We start from the raw sequence: 16,484 nt of genomic DNA on the forward strand, positions 1-16,484 counted from the left end.
CAATCCGAATCCATGAATAGACAATTATATTGAGAGGGACCTTGTTTTCTAGTATGATGAGAATAACGGGGAAAATACTAGGATGAAGAAGGTTTCAAGTCTATAACTTGGAGGAAAAGAATGAACAATCGTATTTTAGTAGTTGATGATGAGGAGTTTATCTTAACTTTAATCGAATTTAATTTACAACAAGCTGGTTTTGAAGTGATAACAGCGATGGATGGAGAAATGGCGCTTCAAAAAGCGACAACAGAACGTCCAGATTTAATTATATTAGATTTAATGCTTCCAAAAATGGATGGTATGGAAGTATGTAAAGAATTACGATTGCAGCGCGTTATGACGCCGATTTTAATGTTAACAGCAAAAGATGATGAATTTGATAAGGTGCTAGGTCTTGAACTTGGGGCTGATGATTATATGACGAAGCCATTTAGTCCAAGGGAAGTTGTCGCGCGTGTGAAGGCAATTTTACGCCGTACGAAATTACAACAAGAAGAGCAAGTTACAGAATCATCAGATGAAGAGAGCATTACAATTGCTGAACTTAAAATTTTACCAGAGTTTTATGAGGCTTATTTCCAAGGAAGAAAGCTTGAATTAACACCAAAAGAATTTGAACTACTTGTTTATCTTGCGAAAAATAAGAGCCGCGTGTTGACGCGTGATCAATTATTAAGTGCTGTATGGAATTATGATTTCGCTGGTGATACACGAATTGTTGACGTTCATATTAGCCATTTACGCGATAAAATTGAACAAAATACGAAAAAACCGACGTACATTAAAACGATACGTGGTTTAGGATATAAATTAGAGGAGCCAAAAGGGGATGAATAAATTTCGTTCCAGGCTTCTTTTTACATTTGTTTCTCTTATTGTTTTTATTTTAGTCGGACTCGGTTTATTGCTGGAGACCGTGTTTGAAAACTATTATATAGATCATGCGAAAGAGAGAATGGTAAAAGAGACAGAGTATGTTGCGGTATTAGCAGAAGAACAAGGTTTTGATGATGTTTTAAAAAATCCATATGTATTTGAGAAGTTAGAAGAAAAAATACAGGCTTCTATTGCATTTGTAGATGAAAAAAAGAAGGTTCAATATAGCGGGGGAGAATCGTCTGCTTTTAGTCAAGGGATAATCAAAGATCTTTCCTCTGAAACAACGAAACAAAGAAATAAAGTCATTACGAAAGAAACAGATCAAAATAATGAATTTTACCATGCGGTGTTCGTGCAAGATGTAGCAGGGAAACAAGGATACATTTTGGTGAAGAGCACAATTGAGCCTTTGAAAGACGTTCATCAAAAAACGTGGGGATTATTAATTATCGGATTTGTTATCGCGTGTCTTGTAGTCGTATTTTTAGGTATGAAAATTACAGGGCAATATATTAGGCCGATTGAATCCGTTACGAAAGTTGCCATCGAATTAGCGAAGGGGAATTATAAAGCACGCGCTTATGAAAGTCATTCGGATGAAACGGGAATGTTAAGTAAAGCGATTAATATTTTAGCTCGTAATTTACAAGAGATGACACTTGAGCAAGAAATGCAACAAGATCGTCTGCATACGTTAATTGAAAATATGGGAAGTGGAATGATTTTAATCGATAGCCGCGGTTATATCAACCTTGTAAACCGTTCGTATAAGGAAACTTTTCACGTCACAGATGAAGAATATTTAGATCGTTTATATTATGAGTCGTTTCATCATCCGGAAATTATAGAGCTTGTGGAAGAAATCTTTATGACAGAAGTGAAAGTGCGCAAACAAATGTTATTGCCACTTGGCATTGAGCGAAAGCATTTCGAAGTATATGGAGCACCGATTATCGGGACGAACCATGAATGGAAAGGGATTGTCCTTGTATTCCATGACATTACTGAGCTGAAAAAGTTAGAACAAATGAGAAAAGACTTTTTAGCGAATGTTTCTCATGAACTAAAAACGCCGATTACTTCTATTAAAGGTTTTTCAGAAACACTTTTAGACGGTGCTATGGATAATAAAAAATTCTGCGAGCATTTCTTGCATATTATTTTAAAAGAAAGTGAACGTATGCAAGGATTAATTGAAGATTTATTAGATTTATCAAAGATTGAGCAACAAGGATTTAAATTGAGTATGGGGACCGTTGATATGAAGGGACTTCTTGAAGATATTCATATGGTGCTTGATAATAAAGCGGGAGAAAAAGAAATCTCTTTACAAGTAAATACGCTAAAACGTGTCTCTGTCATTGGAGATCCAAGTCGTTTGCAGCAAATCTTTATTAATTTAATGAATAACGCAATCGTATATACACCGGCTGGAGGTGTTGTTTCTGTAGAATTAGCAGAAGATAAATATAATGCTTATATAAAAGTATCAGATACTGGAATTGGTATTAGTAAAGATGAAATTCCACGTATTTTTGAACGCTTTTACCGAGTTGATAAAGCGAGAAGTAGAAATACTGGTGGTACAGGCCTTGGATTATCAATTGTAAAGCATTTAGTCGAGGCGCATCACGGTACGATTACAGTGGATAGTGAAGTTGGGGAAGGGACAACATTTACAGTTGTTTTACCAAAATCAGCAACTGAAAAATAGGATGAAGGATGTTTACAATATATTAACAATGGCTTAATTAAATATTAATAAAGCTCTGTTAATATAATACATGAAAACCCCTTCATCCAAGGAGTAATTTTGGACGAGAATAGTTAAGCTGTTCTCGTCACTTCCCTTTATGCCAATATAAGTCTGTTTTATATATGAAAGAAAATAACCGTTATTTTTCTTCTCTCTATTAGTCATGTTAATATAGAGAGAGGAAAGAAACGGTTTTTTTCTGTGAAAAAAATCATTTCAAATTTGTATGGGGAGGTTTCTGATTTGGAAAAAAAGGTCGTATTAGTAGATGGTAATAATATCGCGTATCGTGCTTTCTTTGCACTACCGCTTTTAAATAACGACAAGGGTATACATACGAACGCAATTTACGGTTTTACAATGATGTTAATGAGAATATTAGAGGAAGAAAAACCGACGCACATGTTAGTAGCATTTGATGCGGGTAAAACGACATTCCGTCATAAAACATATAGTGAGTATAAAGGAGGACGTCAAAAGACTCCACCTGAGTTATCAGAGCAATTCCCGTTTATTCGTGAGATGCTCGATGCATTCAACGTACCGCGTTATGAATTAGAAAATTATGAAGCGGATGACATTATGGGAACGCTAGCGAAAGAAGCGAGTGAACAAGGAGCTAGTGTAAAAGTTATTTCAGGAGATAAAGATTTACTTCAACTTGTTTCTGATAACACGCTTGTATGCATTCCTAGAAAAGGGATTACGGAAGTAGATGAATATACGAAAGAAGCTTTATTTGAGAAATACAGCTTATCACCAAAGCAAATTATCGATATGAAAGGCTTAATGGGAGACCAATCAGATAATATTCCAGGTGTACCAGGAGTTGGTGAAAAAACGGCGATTAAATTGTTAACACAGTTTGGAACAGTTGAAGAAGTGTATGAAAATATAGATCAAGTAAGCGGGAAGAAATTAAAAGAAAAGCTGGAAGCAAATAAAGAGCAAGCTCTTATGAGTAAAGATCTTGCAACGATTATTACAGATGCGCCGATTACTGTGCATGTGGATGATATGGAGTATAAAGGGTATGAAGCAAGTGATGTCATTCCAATGTTCGAGAATTTAGGATTCACATCTCTTTTAAATAAATTAGGTGTTACGCCAGAAGAAACGGCTCCAGCTGAATTAGATGATATTACATTTGATATTGTGGAAGAAGTTACAGAAGAAATGCTTCAACAAGATAGTGCGCTTATCGTTGAAGTACAAGAAGATAATTATCATAAAGCAGATATTCAAGGTTTCGGTATTCAAAATGAAAATGGATGTTACTTTATTCAGACAGACATTGCTCTTAAGTCAGATGCTTTTAAAGAGTGGCTTGCGGATGGAGAAATGAGAAAGTATACATTTGATGCGAAGCGTGCGATTGTTGCACTGAAATGGAACGGTATAGATGTGCAAGGGATTGACTTTGATCTATTAATTGCTGCTTATTTACTTGATCCGGCTGATACAGATAAAGATTTCCGCACTGTAGCGAAAATGAAAGAAACGCATGCTGTGAAATCCGATGAAGAAGTTTACGGAAAAGGTGCGAAGCGTGCTGTTCCAGAGCTAGAGATAGTAGCGGAGCATGTAGCTCGTAAAGTGCATGTATTATATGATGTGAAGCAAACGTTCGTTGAAGAGTTAGAAAAGAATGAGCAATATGAACTGTTTACAGAGTTAGAATTACCACTTGCACGTGTATTAGCTGATATGGAAGTAAAAGGTGTAAAAGTTGATACAGAACGTCTTCGTAATATGGGAGAAGAACTTGCCGGTAGATTAAAGGAGATGGAACAGGAAATTTATAAGCTGGCGGGAACAGAATTTAATATTAATTCACCGAAGCAGCTTGGTGTTATTCTGTTTGAGAATTTAAACTTACCGGTTATTAAGAAGACGAAAACAGGTTATTCTACGTCAGCTGATGTACTAGACAAGCTGATGGATCACCATGAAATTATTCCAAACATTTTACATTACCGTCAATTAGGGAAACTAAATTCAACTTATATTGAAGGGTTATTAAAAGTTGTACATGAAGATTCATCTAAAATCCATACTCGTTTCAATCAAGTATTAACGCAAACGGGCCGATTAAGTTCAACGGATCCAAACTTACAAAATATCCCGATTCGACTAGAAGAGGGAAGAAAGATTCGTCAGGCATTCGTTCCATCAGAAGAAGGATGGATTATGTACGCGGCAGATTATTCGCAAATTGAACTTCGTGTATTAGCTCATATTGCAAATGATAAAGGGCTAGTTGAAGCGTTCCAACATGACATGGATATTCATACGAAAACAGCTATGGATGTATTTGGCGTTGAAAAAGATGAAGTAACTTCAAATATGAGACGACAAGCGAAAGCTGTTAACTTCGGAATTGTGTATGGTATTAGTGATTATGGTCTTTCACAAAACTTAGGAATTACAAGAAAAGCAGCAGCGGAATTTATTGAAAAGTATTTAGAAAGTTTCCCTGGTGTACAAGAATACATGGATGACATCGTAAAAGATGCGAAACAAAAAGGGTATGTGGCTACATTATTAAATCGCCGCCGTTACATTCCGGAAATTACGAGTCGTAATTTCAACTTGCGTAGCTTTGCTGAGCGTACAGCTATGAATACACCAATTCAAGGTACTGCAGCAGATATTATTAAAAAAGCGATGATTATTATGGCAGATCGTTTAGAAGAAGAAGGATTACAAGCACGTCTTCTATTGCAAGTACACGATGAATTAATATTTGAAGCACCAAAAGAAGAAATTGAAAAATTAGAGAAGCTTGTACCAGAAGTAATGGAGCATGCAATTGAACTCGCAGTTCCGCTGAAAGTTGATTATTCTTACGGTCCAACTTGGTACGACGCAAAATAAGGAAGTGATGAAATGCCTGAATTACCAGAGGTTGAAAACGTCAGACGGACACTTGAAAATCTTGTAACAGGAAAAACAATTGAAGATGTCATTGTTACCTATCCCAAAATAGTAAAACGTCCAGATGATGCAAAAATCTTTAAAGAAATGCTAAAAGGCGAGACGATTGAAAATATAAAGCGAAGAGGAAAATTTTTGCTTTTATATGTAACGAATTATGTCATTGTTTCACATTTGCGTATGGAAGGTAAATTTTTACTGCATCAAGAGGATGAGCCAATTGATAAGCATACGCACGTCCGTTTCTTATTTACAGATGGAACTGAATTACATTATAAAGATGTGAGAAAGTTCGGTACGATGCATCTCTTTAAAAAAGGTGAGGAAATGAATCAAATGCCTCTTGCTGACTTAGGTCCAGAGCCATTTGATGCTGAATTGACACCACAGTATTTACAAGAGAGATTGCAAAAGACAAATCGTAAAATAAAAGTTGTATTATTAGACCAGCGTCTTTTAGTAGGGCTTGGAAATATATATGTAGATGAAGTTTTATTCCGTTCTCAAATTCATCCAGAACGAGAAGCGTCGTCTTTAACAGCAGAAGAAATTGAGCGGATTTATGAGGCGACTGTTACAACGTTAGGCGAAGCGGTGAAACGTGGCGGAAGTACAATTCGAACGTATATTAACTCACAAGGGCAAATTGGCTCATTCCAAGAACTTCTAAATGTATATGGAAAAAAAGGAGAACCGTGTGTGACTTGCGGTACGATATTAGAAAAAACAGTTGTTGGCGGAAGAGGAACGCATTACTGCCCGATTTGTCAGCCAAGAATATAGAAAAGAGATAACATCGGATAGGCATTTGTCATATACATACAGCAGAGCTATGTATAAGGGAGGAGCTTACCGATGTACCTTTATTTATCTCTTATTTTATTAGCTTTTACATTAAGCTTAGATAGCTGTAGTGTAGGGCTAACATATGGTTTAAGAAGCGTAAGAATTCCACTAAGATCAATTGTAATTATCGGAATGTGTTCAGCGGCTGTTATGCTTGTTTCAATGGGAATTGGACATATGATCGCGAAAGTATTTTCACCTGTTATCGCAACGCGTATCGGTGGGCTTGTTCTTATTGGAATAGGAATTTGGGTATTATACCAATTTTTTCGAAGTGAGAAAAAAGAAGAACCGAAGCAAGAGGAGAAGGTCTGGAAGTTAGAGATTGCCTCGCTTGGGTTAGTCATTCAAATTTTACGGAAACCGACTGTAGCAGATTTCGATAAATCAGGCACCATTTCTGCAGGAGAAGCATTGCTTCTTGGTATCGCTCTTTCTGTAGATTCATTCGGTGCTGGAATTGGTGCATCTTTATTAGGGTATACACCCGCTATGATGGCGATATTAGTTGCAGTGATGAGTTCTTTGTTTTTATTTATTGGAATGAAACTTGGAACGGTTTTATCAAATATGAAATGGTTGCAAAAATTTACATTCCTGCCTGGAGTATTACTCATTATTATTGGAATTTGGAAAATGTAAGTACGGGCGTGGAACATTAGTTTCGCGCCTTTTATTATGAGGAGGGGTATGATGACAGTAGTAATTGGATTAACGGGAGGTATTGCAAGCGGAAAAAGTACAGTATCTCAAATGTTTCGCGAGCTCAGTATACCAGTTATTGATGCAGATATTATTGCACGAGAAGTTGTAGAACGAGGAAAGCCAGCATATAACAAAATTGTAGAAGTGTTTGGAACGGAAGTATTACAAGAAGATGGGGAACTGGATCGGCCGAAATTAGGAAGTGTCGTTTTTTATAATGAAGAGAAACGATTGCAGTTAAACAAAATTGTTCATCCTGCAGTGCGTGAGGAAATGAATAGGCAAAAGGAAATGTACATAAAAGAAGGTATGCAAGCGGTTGTGTTAGATATTCCTCTCTTATTTGAAAGTAAATTAACAAGTCTCGTTGACCGCGTTTTAGTTGTAGCAGTTAAGCCACGTACGCAATTAGAACGTTTAATGAAGCGAAACGATTTTTCAGAAGAAGAAGCAACAGCTCGTATTCAATCTCAAATGCCGTTAGAAGAAAAAGTGAAACGTGCAGATGAAGTGATAAATAATGATGGCACAATTATGGGAACGAAAACACAATTACAGGTGATTTTAAAGAATTGGAACATTATTGACTAAAAAATTGTGAAATTAATGAAAATGCTTAGTGACATATCCCCTTTTTGTGTTATACTATTATTGGGATTGGAGATAAATAGTATAACGCATTCAAGGGGGATAACATATTATGACTCGTGTGGCAATTAATGGATTTGGACGTATTGGGAGAATGGTATTTCGTCAGGCAATAAAAGAAAGCGCATTCGAAATTGTAGCAATCAATGCAAGCTATCCATCTGAAACGTTAGCACATTTAATTAAATATGATACAGTTCACGGCAAGTTTGACGGAACAGTAGAAGCATTTGAAGATCACTTATTAGTTGATGGGAAAATGATTCGCCTTTTAAACAACCGCGATCCAAAGGAATTGCCTTGGACAGATTTAGGTGTTGAAGTTGTAATTGAAGCAACTGGTAAATTTAATTCAAAAGAAAAAGCAATTCTTCACGTTGAAGCTGGAGCGAAAAAAGTTATTTTAACAGCGCCTGGTAAAAATGAAGATGTAACAATTGTAGTAGGTGTGAACGAAGACCAATTAGATATTACAAAGCATACTGTTATTTCAAATGCATCTTGTACAACAAACTGTTTAGCGCCTGTTGTGAAGGTGTTAGATGAGCAGTTCGGAATTGAAAACGGTTTAATGACGACAGTTCACGCTTATACAAATGACCAAAAAAATATTGATAACCCACATAAAGATTTAAGAAGAGCACGTGCTTGCGGACAATCAATTATTCCGACAACGACAGGTGCTGCGAAAGCGCTAGCAAAAGTTCTTCCACATTTAAATGGAAAACTTCATGGTATGGCACTTCGTGTACCGACACCAAACGTGTCTCTTGTTGACTTAGTAGTAGATGTAAAACGCGATGTGACAGTAGAAGCTATTAACGATGCATTCAAAACTGTTGCAAACGGTGCGTTAAAAGGCATTGTAGAATTTAGCGAAGAGCCTTTAGTATCTATTGACTTTAATACAAATACACACTCAGCTATTATTGATGGTTTATCTACAATGGTAATGGGTGATCGTAAAGTGAAAGTACTTGCTTGGTATGATAACGAGTGGGGCTACTCTCGTCGTGTTGTAGATCTTGTAACGTTAGTTGTGGATGAATTAGCGAAACAAGAAAATGTACAACATATTTAATTGAATAAGGGGAGGGCAAGTGAATATTTGCCCTCTTTTTTTTATTTTTTTCTGAAAAGGAAAAAAATTATATAAGTATATTTTTAGAAGTGGACATACCACGAAACGTTGAGGTTACTGTATTCGTGAATCATTTATTTTTTTTAGGGAAAAGTAAAGAGGAAAATATGACAGAAAATCGAAAAAACTGTTGTTGCAAAATGAAAATAAACAAAGTATACTAACACTCGTAAACTTAAGAGCTGAGGTACGTAGTCACTACTTAAAGGGTTAGGACCTCTCTGGACTAACTTTCCCCCGTGGTAGTGGAGCAAGCCAAATTGCAAATTAGTTTTCAATTCGAACAGTTAGAATAAATTTACAAGGGGGAACTGTAGAATGGATACTATGGATACGATGGGTCGTCACGTGATCGCTGAACTTTGGGATTGCGATTTCGACAAGCTTAATGACATGCCGTATATTGAACAATTATTTGTGGATGCAGCACTAAGAGCTGGTGCTGAAGTGCGTGAGGTGGCTTTCCATAAATTTGCACCACAAGGTGTAAGTGGAGTAGTAATTATCTCGGAATCACATTTAACAATTCATAGCTTTCCGGAGCACGGTTACGCGAGTATTGATGTTTATACTTGTGGGGATCGTATTGATCCAAATGTTGCTGCAGAATATATTGCAGAAGGTTTAAACGCGAAAACGCGTGAGAGCATCGAGCTTCCTCGAGGCACTGGTAGCTTCGAAATTAAGCAGAGAGAAACAAAAGCTCTTTAAAAAAGAACATAATTGATTTAAAATGTAAAGAGGTGTATAATGCACCTCTTTTTTAGTTTGAAAAAAAGGAAAAATATGACGTACTCGTTAGTTGAATGAATTGAGCTCTTGCGAATAAGTTAACGCCCTATTCTAGCATCTTATTTTTGGAACCGAGATGATAACATAATGCGTTTAAACTTAAAGTGGTAAGAGAGTTAGAATGAGTTATATAATACTGTATATATATTGTCAGATGAAGTAAGTAGAGAAAAATAAAGAGTATAGTGTAAAGGAGTGAATATATTGCGTTGTCCATCCTGTTCTCATAATGGTACAAGAGTGTTAGATTCGCGTCCGGTAGACGAGGGGCGCTCTATTCGAAGAAGGAGAGAGTGTGAAAGCTGTTTAAGCCGCTTTACGACATTTGAAAGAGTGGAAGAGTCACCTCTTATCGTTGTAAAAAAAGAAGGAACACGAGAAGAGTTTAATAAAGAAAAGATTTTACGCGGCTTAATTAAAGCGTGCGAAAAAAGACCAGTATCTTTAAGACAATTAGAAGAAGTAACTCAAAGTGTGGAACGTGAACTTCGTAATTTAGGTATATCAGAAGTGAAAAGTGATATGATTGGTGAAATTGTTATGGAAGAACTACGTGATATCGATGATGTTGCTTACGTGCGTTTTGCTTCTGTATATCGCCAATTTAAAGATTTAAATGTATTTATTGAAGAATTAAAAGATATACTGCAAAAAGAAAGAGAGTAGAATCTGTATTGTATTCTCTTTACATACCGTAAATAATGAGATAAGAGAGCTAGAAGCGAAAGCTAATAGCTCTTTTTCGCTAATAAATTATATAGTGAAGATTGGATGAGAGAAAGGAAAAGCAAGAATGGAAAAACAGTCATGGATGGAGCTATTGCCGATTGATCGTTATAAAGTAAGTGCGAAAGGGTTACTGCATAATTACGACCGAAAAGTGTTAACGATGTTATATCAGCCGTTAATAGGTAGTAGAGCTTTTAGCTTGTACATGACGCTATGGGGAGAGTTAGAGCAAGATCGTGTGTTTGGAAAAGAGAATACGCACCATTCCCTTATGGTGACCATGCAAATGCAACTTCCCGAAGTGTATGAGGAACGAGTAAAGTTAGAAGCAATTGGGCTTTTAAAAGTATATATTAAGAAAGAAAAAGATATTCGAATGTTTATATATGAGCTGCAACCACCTTTATCCCCGAAGCAGTTTTTTGATGATATTGTTTTAAGTATTTTTTTATACAATCGATTGAGTCGGACAAAATATAATCAAGTAAAACAATATTTCTTAGAAGAAGAATTTGATTTTGTATCGTATGAAAATGTTACGCGTTCTTTTAATGATGTATTTGGTTCGTTTAATCCAGGACAGCTTGAGCATGCGCAAGAAGATCTTCGTATTCCAAAAGCGACAGTTATGCCAAGTAATGAAAAGGGAGATGCTCCAAAAGTTTGGAATGATTTCTTTGATTTCTCCTTATTTGTAGACGGCTTGTCCGCTCTTGTTCCTAAAAAGGCGATTACAGATCAAGTGCGAGAATGTGTCATTACACTTGCTTACGTGTATGATGTAGATGTGTTATCGATGCAAAATATCGTTCTTGGTGCGGTGACAGAGATGCAGACAATTGATATCGAAAGGCTTAGAAAAGGAGCGCGTGATTGGTATCAGTTCGAAAACGGTCAAGCGTTACCTGTATTAAGTGAAAGAGTACAGCCTCACGCTGCACGTATGATGAAAGAAAAAGAGCCTACATCGCAAGAAGAGATGTTAATCAAACAGTTAGAGGAAATCTCACCAAAGCAACTATTGAAAGAAATCTCTGGCGGTGCAGAGGCGACGAAGGCTGACTTGCAAATTGTTGAAGATGTAATGATGAATCAAAAGTTAACACCAGGTGTTGTGAATGTACTTATTTATTACGTTATGCTACGCTCAGATATGAAACTTGCGAAAACGTATGTGGAGAAGATTGCGGGACATTGGGCACGTAAAAAGGTCGGTACAGTTGCTGAAGCAATGGCATTAGCGAAAGAAGAAAATCGTCAATATCAAGAATGGGCTGAGACGAAGAAGAAAGGTCGTACATCCAAGAAAACAGTACGAAAAGAAATGGTACCAGATTGGCTGAAAGAAGAGCCGAAAGAACAAGAGAAAGAAACTGTGAAAAAAGATGTAAGTGCTGAAAAAGGTGCAAGTACGTTAGAGGACGAACGAAAACGATTAGAAGAAGTGTTAAAAAAATATAAGCGTGATTAATAGAAGAGAATGAACGCTCTTTGAGGTGAGAAAATGGAGCATATTCAAAATTCATTTGCAAAGTTAATGGAAAATGAAAATTTTAAAAATAGATATGAAGTATTAAAGGCGGAAGTAATGGCACATCCGCGTGTGAAAGAATTTATAGACGAACATAAAGGGGAAGTAACAACGTCTATGATTGAACGCAGTCTTGTGAAATTATACGAATATATTGGACAAAGTGTAGGTTGCGCGGATTGTCCGGATCTAGGTTCGTGTAAAAACATGCTGCAAGGATATGAGCCAAAGCTCGTTATCCAAGGGAAGATGATTGATATTCAATATGATCGTTGTGTTAGAAAAGTAGCATATGACGAGAGGAAGAAATATGAAAAGCTCGTTCAAAGTGTATATATGCCAACTGATATTTTACAAGCAACGATGGAAAACTTAGACCCTTCAGATTTAGATGCGCGTATTGATGCGATTGGTGCAGCTAATGAGTTTTTAAGTACATATGAACCTGGTAAAAAAGTACAAGGTTTATATTTGTACGGTAAATTTGGTGTAGGGAAAACGTATTTGTTAGGAGCAATTGCGAATGAGCTTGCTCGAAAGAAAATAAGTTCGATGCTCGTATACTTCCCTGAATTTCTACGTGAAATTAAAAGTTCGATTCAAGATAATTCAATTGGGGAAAAGATTGATGCGGTGAAACGCGTACAAGTTTTAATGTTAGATGATATTGGAGCAGAAGCGATGTCAAGCTTTGTGCGTGATGATGTACTCGGTGCAATTTTGCAATTCCGTATGTTAGAAAACTTACCGACGTTCTTTACGTCTAACTTTGATTTTAAACAGCTAGAACATCATTTAACATATACGCAGCGCGGTGAAGCGGAAGAAATGAAAGCAGCTCGTATTATGGAGCGAATTAAATATTTAGCGAAACCAATTCCAATTGGCGGGAAAAACCGTCGTCATAAGTAAAGAGTAAGCTGAGAAGCTTGCTCTTTTTTTCGTAGTTAAACGCTTTTTAAAGTAGTCGAATGATAAAATGAAAAGTTCTTATTGAAAATTCCTAGTAGCTTGTATCATTTTTTTCTCCCTCCCTTAATATATATAAAATTAGCAAGCCATATCGAGTGGATTTTCTAACGATAGGAAATGTAATTCTACTAAGAGTGAACTTTCACGCGGGACGGACTCTTATAGGATTTGTAACGTATAGATACAGTCCTTTAGAGCAGGGATAAAAGGGGGGACAAAAGTGATTGAAATTTGCTTCGAAGAAAAAAATGATGCTATGCATGTATATAGACAACTACTGAAAAGAGCGGAACTGTTATATAAGGAAACGAGTGTGTATTTACAGAAACAAAAAGTGGTGATTCACATACCAGTATGTGAATCAAATTATATTGAAAAGATTTTATTGCCGGTAATGGTATATTTCATTGTGAATGTGAAACAAAATGAGTGGATATATACAATCTTAAAAGAGAAGTTTTTTTATGAAGAAGAGGAAGAGTGTCATCAAATATTGCATATGGCACAAGAGATTTTAAAAGGGAGAAGAAAAGGAATTGCTCGTGAATTAACACGTCACACATTTGAATCATATATTAAATCCTCTTTAAATAACTGGCTTTGTGATCCACTTTCATTCTCGTTTTCATCATATGTTCGCTTTCGTCTTCGTACATATAGGGAAATGGTAGCTAAGCTTGCTGAAGTGGCAATTGATGAGTATAAGTTAGAACAAGAATATCAAATGTTTATTGAAACGCTCCGGCAACAAGTTCGTAGCCGGAAATCACGTTTGTCATGTGTCCATCTTATTTTTGATGAAAGTTTTATTTTCTATGATGATAAAGGTAGACGTTTAAAACAAGAGAAATTGGTTCAATATATAGATGAAGACTTATTAAAACAAAAGGATGTATATATTGATACGAAAGTAATTGCACCACTTCTTTCTATTTCGCCGAAAAAAATTTATTTATATACGAAGGAACAAGATCATAATATGATTATTACTTTGCGAAATGTATTTCAAGAACGGGTACAATTACATGGATTACATGAGTTTGAGCGCAATGTGAAAAATTTAAAAAATAAAGGTAACGCCCTTGATTTTCTAAGTTTTTGAGCATATAATTACCTACATAAATGAAATATATTGAAATGTCATGATGAGGACATGAGTAGTTTTCTACGATTTTCAGAGAGGGAAGCCTTAGGGTGTGAGCTTCCTAGTACGGGATTATTACTTACCACCTCTAAACTTTAGCAGTGAACGGTTTTTCTAGTAATTGCTAACGGACAACACCGTTATGTTGAACTTGAGCAATTAACAATTATGTTAATTGGAACAAGGGTGGAACCACGAATTCAACACTCGTCCCTTTTTACGGGATGAGTGTTTTTTATTTTGAGAAAAAGAGGAGTGACCAGTGATGGCAGATGTAGTTAAAATTACTTTCCCTGATGGAGCTGTGAAGGAGTTTCCAAAAGGCGTAACAACTGAAGAAATCGCAGCTTCTATTAGCCCAGGCTTAAAGAAAAAAGCTGTGGCTGGAAAATTAAATGATGAGATGATCGATCTTGTTACACCAATCGAAGAAGATGGTGCAGTTTCTATCATTACATTAGATTCTGAAGATGGCTTATATATTTTACGCCACTCAACAGCTCACCTTTTAGCGCAAGCGTTAAAACGTTTATATAAAGATGTTAAGGTTGAGCTTGGCATTGGTCCAGTAATTGAAAATGGCTTCTACTACGATATTGATATGGAAGAAGCAATTACAGTTGAAGACTTCAAGAAAATCGAAAAAGAAATGCAAAAGATTGTGAACGAGAACTTAGAAATCGTTCGTCATGAAGTACCACGTGCAGAAGCAATTCGTCGTTTTGAAGAAATCGGCGATGAGTTAAAATTAGATTTAATTAACGATCTTCCAGAAGATGCAGTTATTTCAATCTATGAGCAAGGCGAATTCTTCGACCTTTGCCGTGGTGTTCACCTTCCATCTACAGGGAAAATTAAAGTATTTAAATTATTAAGCGTTGCAGGTGCTTACTGGCGCGGTGATAGCAATAATAAAATGCTACAACGTATTTATGGTACTGCATTCGTTAAGAAAGCAGAATTAGATGAGCACTTACGTATGCTTGAAGAAGCGAAAGAGCGCGATCACCGTAAATTAGGTAAAGAATTAAAACTATTTACTAATAGCCAAAAAGTAGGACAAGGTTTACCACTTTGGTTACCAAAGGGTGCAACAATCCGCCGCATTATCGAGCGTTACATCGTTGATAAAGAAGCAAGCTTAGGCTATGATCACGTATACACTCCAGTACTAGGAAGCAGAGAGCTTTATGAAACTTCTGGTCACTGGAACCACTACCGTGATGGTATGTTCCCATCAATGGAAATGGATAATGAAGAGTTAGTTCTTCGTCCAATGAACTGTCCTCACCACATGATGGTTTATAAAAACGATATTCACAGCTACCGTGAATTACCAATCCGTATTGCGGAACTTGGAACAATGCACCGCTATGAAATGTCAGGTGCGTTATCTGGATTACAACGTGTACGCGGAATGACTTTAAACGATGCGCACATTTTCGTACGCCCAGATCAAATTAAAGAAGAATTAAAACGTGTTGTAAACTTAACGCTAGAAGTGTACAAAGATTTCGGTTTAGAGAACTACTCATTCCGTCTATCTTATCGCGACCCAGCAGATACTAAAAAGTACTATGCTGATGATGAGATGTGGGAAAAAGCACAAGGTATGTTAAAAGAAGCTATGGATGAAATGGGTCTTGATTACTATGAGGCTGAAGGTGAAGCGGCATTCTACGGTCCAAAACTTGACGTTCAAGTTCGTACTGCTCTTGGAAAAGACGAAACACTTTCAACTGTACAATTAGACTTCTTACTTCCAGAACGCTTTGAACTATCTTACGTTGGTGAAGACGGTAAACAACATCGTCCAGTTGTAATTCACCGTGGTGTTGTATCTACTATGGAACGTTTCGTAGCCTTCTTAATTGAAGAATACAAAGGTGCATTCCCAACTTGGTTAGCTCCAGTTCAAGTACAAGTAATTCCAGTTTCTCCGCAAGTACATTTAGACTACGCGAAGAAAGTACAAGATGAATTGCGTCGTGCTGGTATCCGTGTTGAATTAGATACTCGTGAAGAGAAAATTGGTTACAAAATCCGTGAAGCACAAATGCAAAAAATTCCGTACATGCTTGTAGTAGGTGACAATGAAGTAACTGAAAACGGCGTAAACGTACGTAAATACGGTGAACAAAAATCAGAAACAATCGCATTAGATGCTTTTGTTGATATGATTAAAGTAGAAGGAAAACGATAAGAAAAAGCCGCGGTATACCGCGGCTTTTCTATGTAATATGAGTAAGGAAAATTAGAAAAAAAAACCATGTAACACTTATCGTAAAAAAGTATTGCAAGTATGTTAGTTGTTTGTTACAATATTTCTTGTTGTTAGTAAAACACATCGCGTCTTCTTGACAGACGTCATGTCCTATGATAAACTCATCAAGGATAATAG

At 36.4% G+C, this 16,484-nt stretch carries 13 protein-coding genes and 1 other annotated feature; all 13 genes read left to right on the forward strand.

Annotated elements, in window-relative coordinates:
- The first annotated feature begins 120 nt into the window (after positions 1 to 120).
- Positions 121 to 840, forward strand: a complete 720-nt coding sequence (gene phoP / locus LMD38_RS03980) for a two-component system response regulator PhoP (RefSeq protein ID WP_001065225.1) — start codon at positions 121 to 123, stop codon at positions 838 to 840.
- The gene (gene phoR, locus LMD38_RS03985) at positions 833 to 2,596 is read left to right on the forward strand and encodes a sensory box histidine kinase PhoR (protein WP_062821910.1); all 1,764 of its coding nucleotides are present in this window, start codon (positions 833 to 835) and stop codon (positions 2,594 to 2,596) included. The genes phoP and phoR overlap by 8 nt, the downstream gene beginning before the upstream one ends.
- A gap of 285 nt (positions 2,597 to 2,881) precedes the next feature.
- The gene (polA, locus tag LMD38_RS03990; RefSeq protein ID WP_062821911.1) at positions 2,882 to 5,515 is read left to right on the forward strand and encodes a DNA polymerase I; all 2,634 of its coding nucleotides are present in this window, start codon (positions 2,882 to 2,884) and stop codon (positions 5,513 to 5,515) included.
- Positions 5,516 to 5,527: 12 nt separating this feature from the next.
- Entirely contained in the window at positions 5,528 to 6,358 is an 831-nt protein-coding gene (gene mutM / locus LMD38_RS03995; RefSeq protein WP_001114498.1) for a DNA-formamidopyrimidine glycosylase, read from the forward strand.
- Between the two features lie 72 nt (positions 6,359 to 6,430).
- Positions 6,431 to 7,063: a sporulation membrane protein YtaF gene (gene ytaF / locus LMD38_RS04000; RefSeq protein WP_000281752.1), complete on the forward strand. Its 633-nt coding sequence runs from the start codon at positions 6,431 to 6,433 to the stop codon at positions 7,061 to 7,063.
- A gap of 51 nt (positions 7,064 to 7,114) precedes the next feature.
- Positions 7,115 to 7,717 (forward strand): dephospho-CoA kinase, encoded by a 603-nt coding sequence (coaE, locus tag LMD38_RS04005; RefSeq protein WP_000219318.1) that lies wholly within the window; start codon positions 7,115 to 7,117, stop codon positions 7,715 to 7,717.
- Between the two features lie 109 nt (positions 7,718 to 7,826).
- Positions 7,827 to 8,855 carry a glyceraldehyde-3-phosphate dehydrogenase gene (locus LMD38_RS04010; protein ID WP_000198972.1) on the forward strand — a complete coding sequence of 343 codons (1,029 nt, stop codon included), beginning with the start codon at positions 7,827 to 7,829 and terminating at the stop codon, positions 8,853 to 8,855.
- Positions 8,856 to 9,242: 387 nt separating this feature from the next.
- Positions 9,243 to 9,626, forward strand: coding sequence for an adenosylmethionine decarboxylase (gene speD, locus LMD38_RS04015; protein ID WP_002003660.1), 384 nt, complete (start codon positions 9,243 to 9,245; stop codon positions 9,624 to 9,626).
- Positions 9,627 to 9,911: 285 nt separating this feature from the next.
- Positions 9,912 to 10,373 (forward strand): transcriptional regulator NrdR, encoded by a 462-nt coding sequence (nrdR, locus tag LMD38_RS04020; RefSeq protein ID WP_001203687.1) that lies wholly within the window; start codon positions 9,912 to 9,914, stop codon positions 10,371 to 10,373.
- 127 nt (positions 10,374 to 10,500) lie between these two features.
- Entirely contained in the window at positions 10,501 to 11,907 is a 1,407-nt protein-coding gene (locus LMD38_RS04025) for a replication initiation and membrane attachment family protein (RefSeq protein ID WP_016718640.1), read from the forward strand.
- A gap of 33 nt (positions 11,908 to 11,940) precedes the next feature.
- Positions 11,941 to 12,879: a primosomal protein DnaI gene (gene dnaI, locus LMD38_RS04030; protein WP_000400101.1), complete on the forward strand. Its 939-nt coding sequence runs from the start codon at positions 11,941 to 11,943 to the stop codon at positions 12,877 to 12,879.
- Positions 12,880 to 13,159: 280 nt separating this feature from the next.
- On the forward strand, positions 13,160 to 14,041 hold the full coding sequence (gene ytxC, locus LMD38_RS04035) for a putative sporulation protein YtxC (protein WP_061183850.1): 882 nt from the start codon (positions 13,160 to 13,162) through the stop codon (positions 14,039 to 14,041).
- A gap of 31 nt (positions 14,042 to 14,072) precedes the next feature.
- Positions 14,073 to 14,301, forward strand: a binding site (T-box leader).
- A 47-nt stretch (positions 14,302 to 14,348) separates the two neighbouring features.
- The gene (thrS, locus tag LMD38_RS04040) at positions 14,349 to 16,286 is read left to right on the forward strand and encodes a threonine--tRNA ligase (protein ID WP_000786083.1); all 1,938 of its coding nucleotides are present in this window, start codon (positions 14,349 to 14,351) and stop codon (positions 16,284 to 16,286) included.
- The last annotated feature ends 198 nt before the right edge of the window (positions 16,287 to 16,484 follow it).

The sequence above is a fragment of the Bacillus pacificus genome, assembly GCF_020861345.1.
Classification (GTDB): domain Bacteria; phylum Bacillota; class Bacilli; order Bacillales; family Bacillaceae_G; genus Bacillus_A; species Bacillus_A pacificus.

Coding starts and splice junctions, on each gene's coding strand:
- coaE (WP_000219318.1), top strand. CDS start 7,115: ATGACAGTAGTAATTGGATTAACGGGAGGTATTGCAAGCGGAAAAAGT.
- phoP (WP_001065225.1), top strand. CDS start 121: ATGAACAATCGTATTTTAGTAGTTGATGATGAGGAGTTTATCTTAACT.
- thrS (WP_000786083.1), top strand. CDS start 14,349: ATGGCAGATGTAGTTAAAATTACTTTCCCTGATGGAGCTGTGAAGGAG.
- phoR (WP_062821910.1), top strand. CDS start 833: ATGAATAAATTTCGTTCCAGGCTTCTTTTTACATTTGTTTCTCTTATT.
- LMD38_RS04010 (WP_000198972.1), top strand. CDS start 7,827: ATGACTCGTGTGGCAATTAATGGATTTGGACGTATTGGGAGAATGGTA.
- speD (WP_002003660.1), top strand. CDS start 9,243: ATGGATACGATGGGTCGTCACGTGATCGCTGAACTTTGGGATTGCGAT.
- ytaF (WP_000281752.1), top strand. CDS start 6,431: ATGTACCTTTATTTATCTCTTATTTTATTAGCTTTTACATTAAGCTTA.
- dnaI (WP_000400101.1), top strand. CDS start 11,941: ATGGAGCATATTCAAAATTCATTTGCAAAGTTAATGGAAAATGAAAAT.
- LMD38_RS04025 (WP_016718640.1), top strand. CDS start 10,501: ATGGAAAAACAGTCATGGATGGAGCTATTGCCGATTGATCGTTATAAA.
- mutM (WP_001114498.1), top strand. CDS start 5,528: ATGCCTGAATTACCAGAGGTTGAAAACGTCAGACGGACACTTGAAAAT.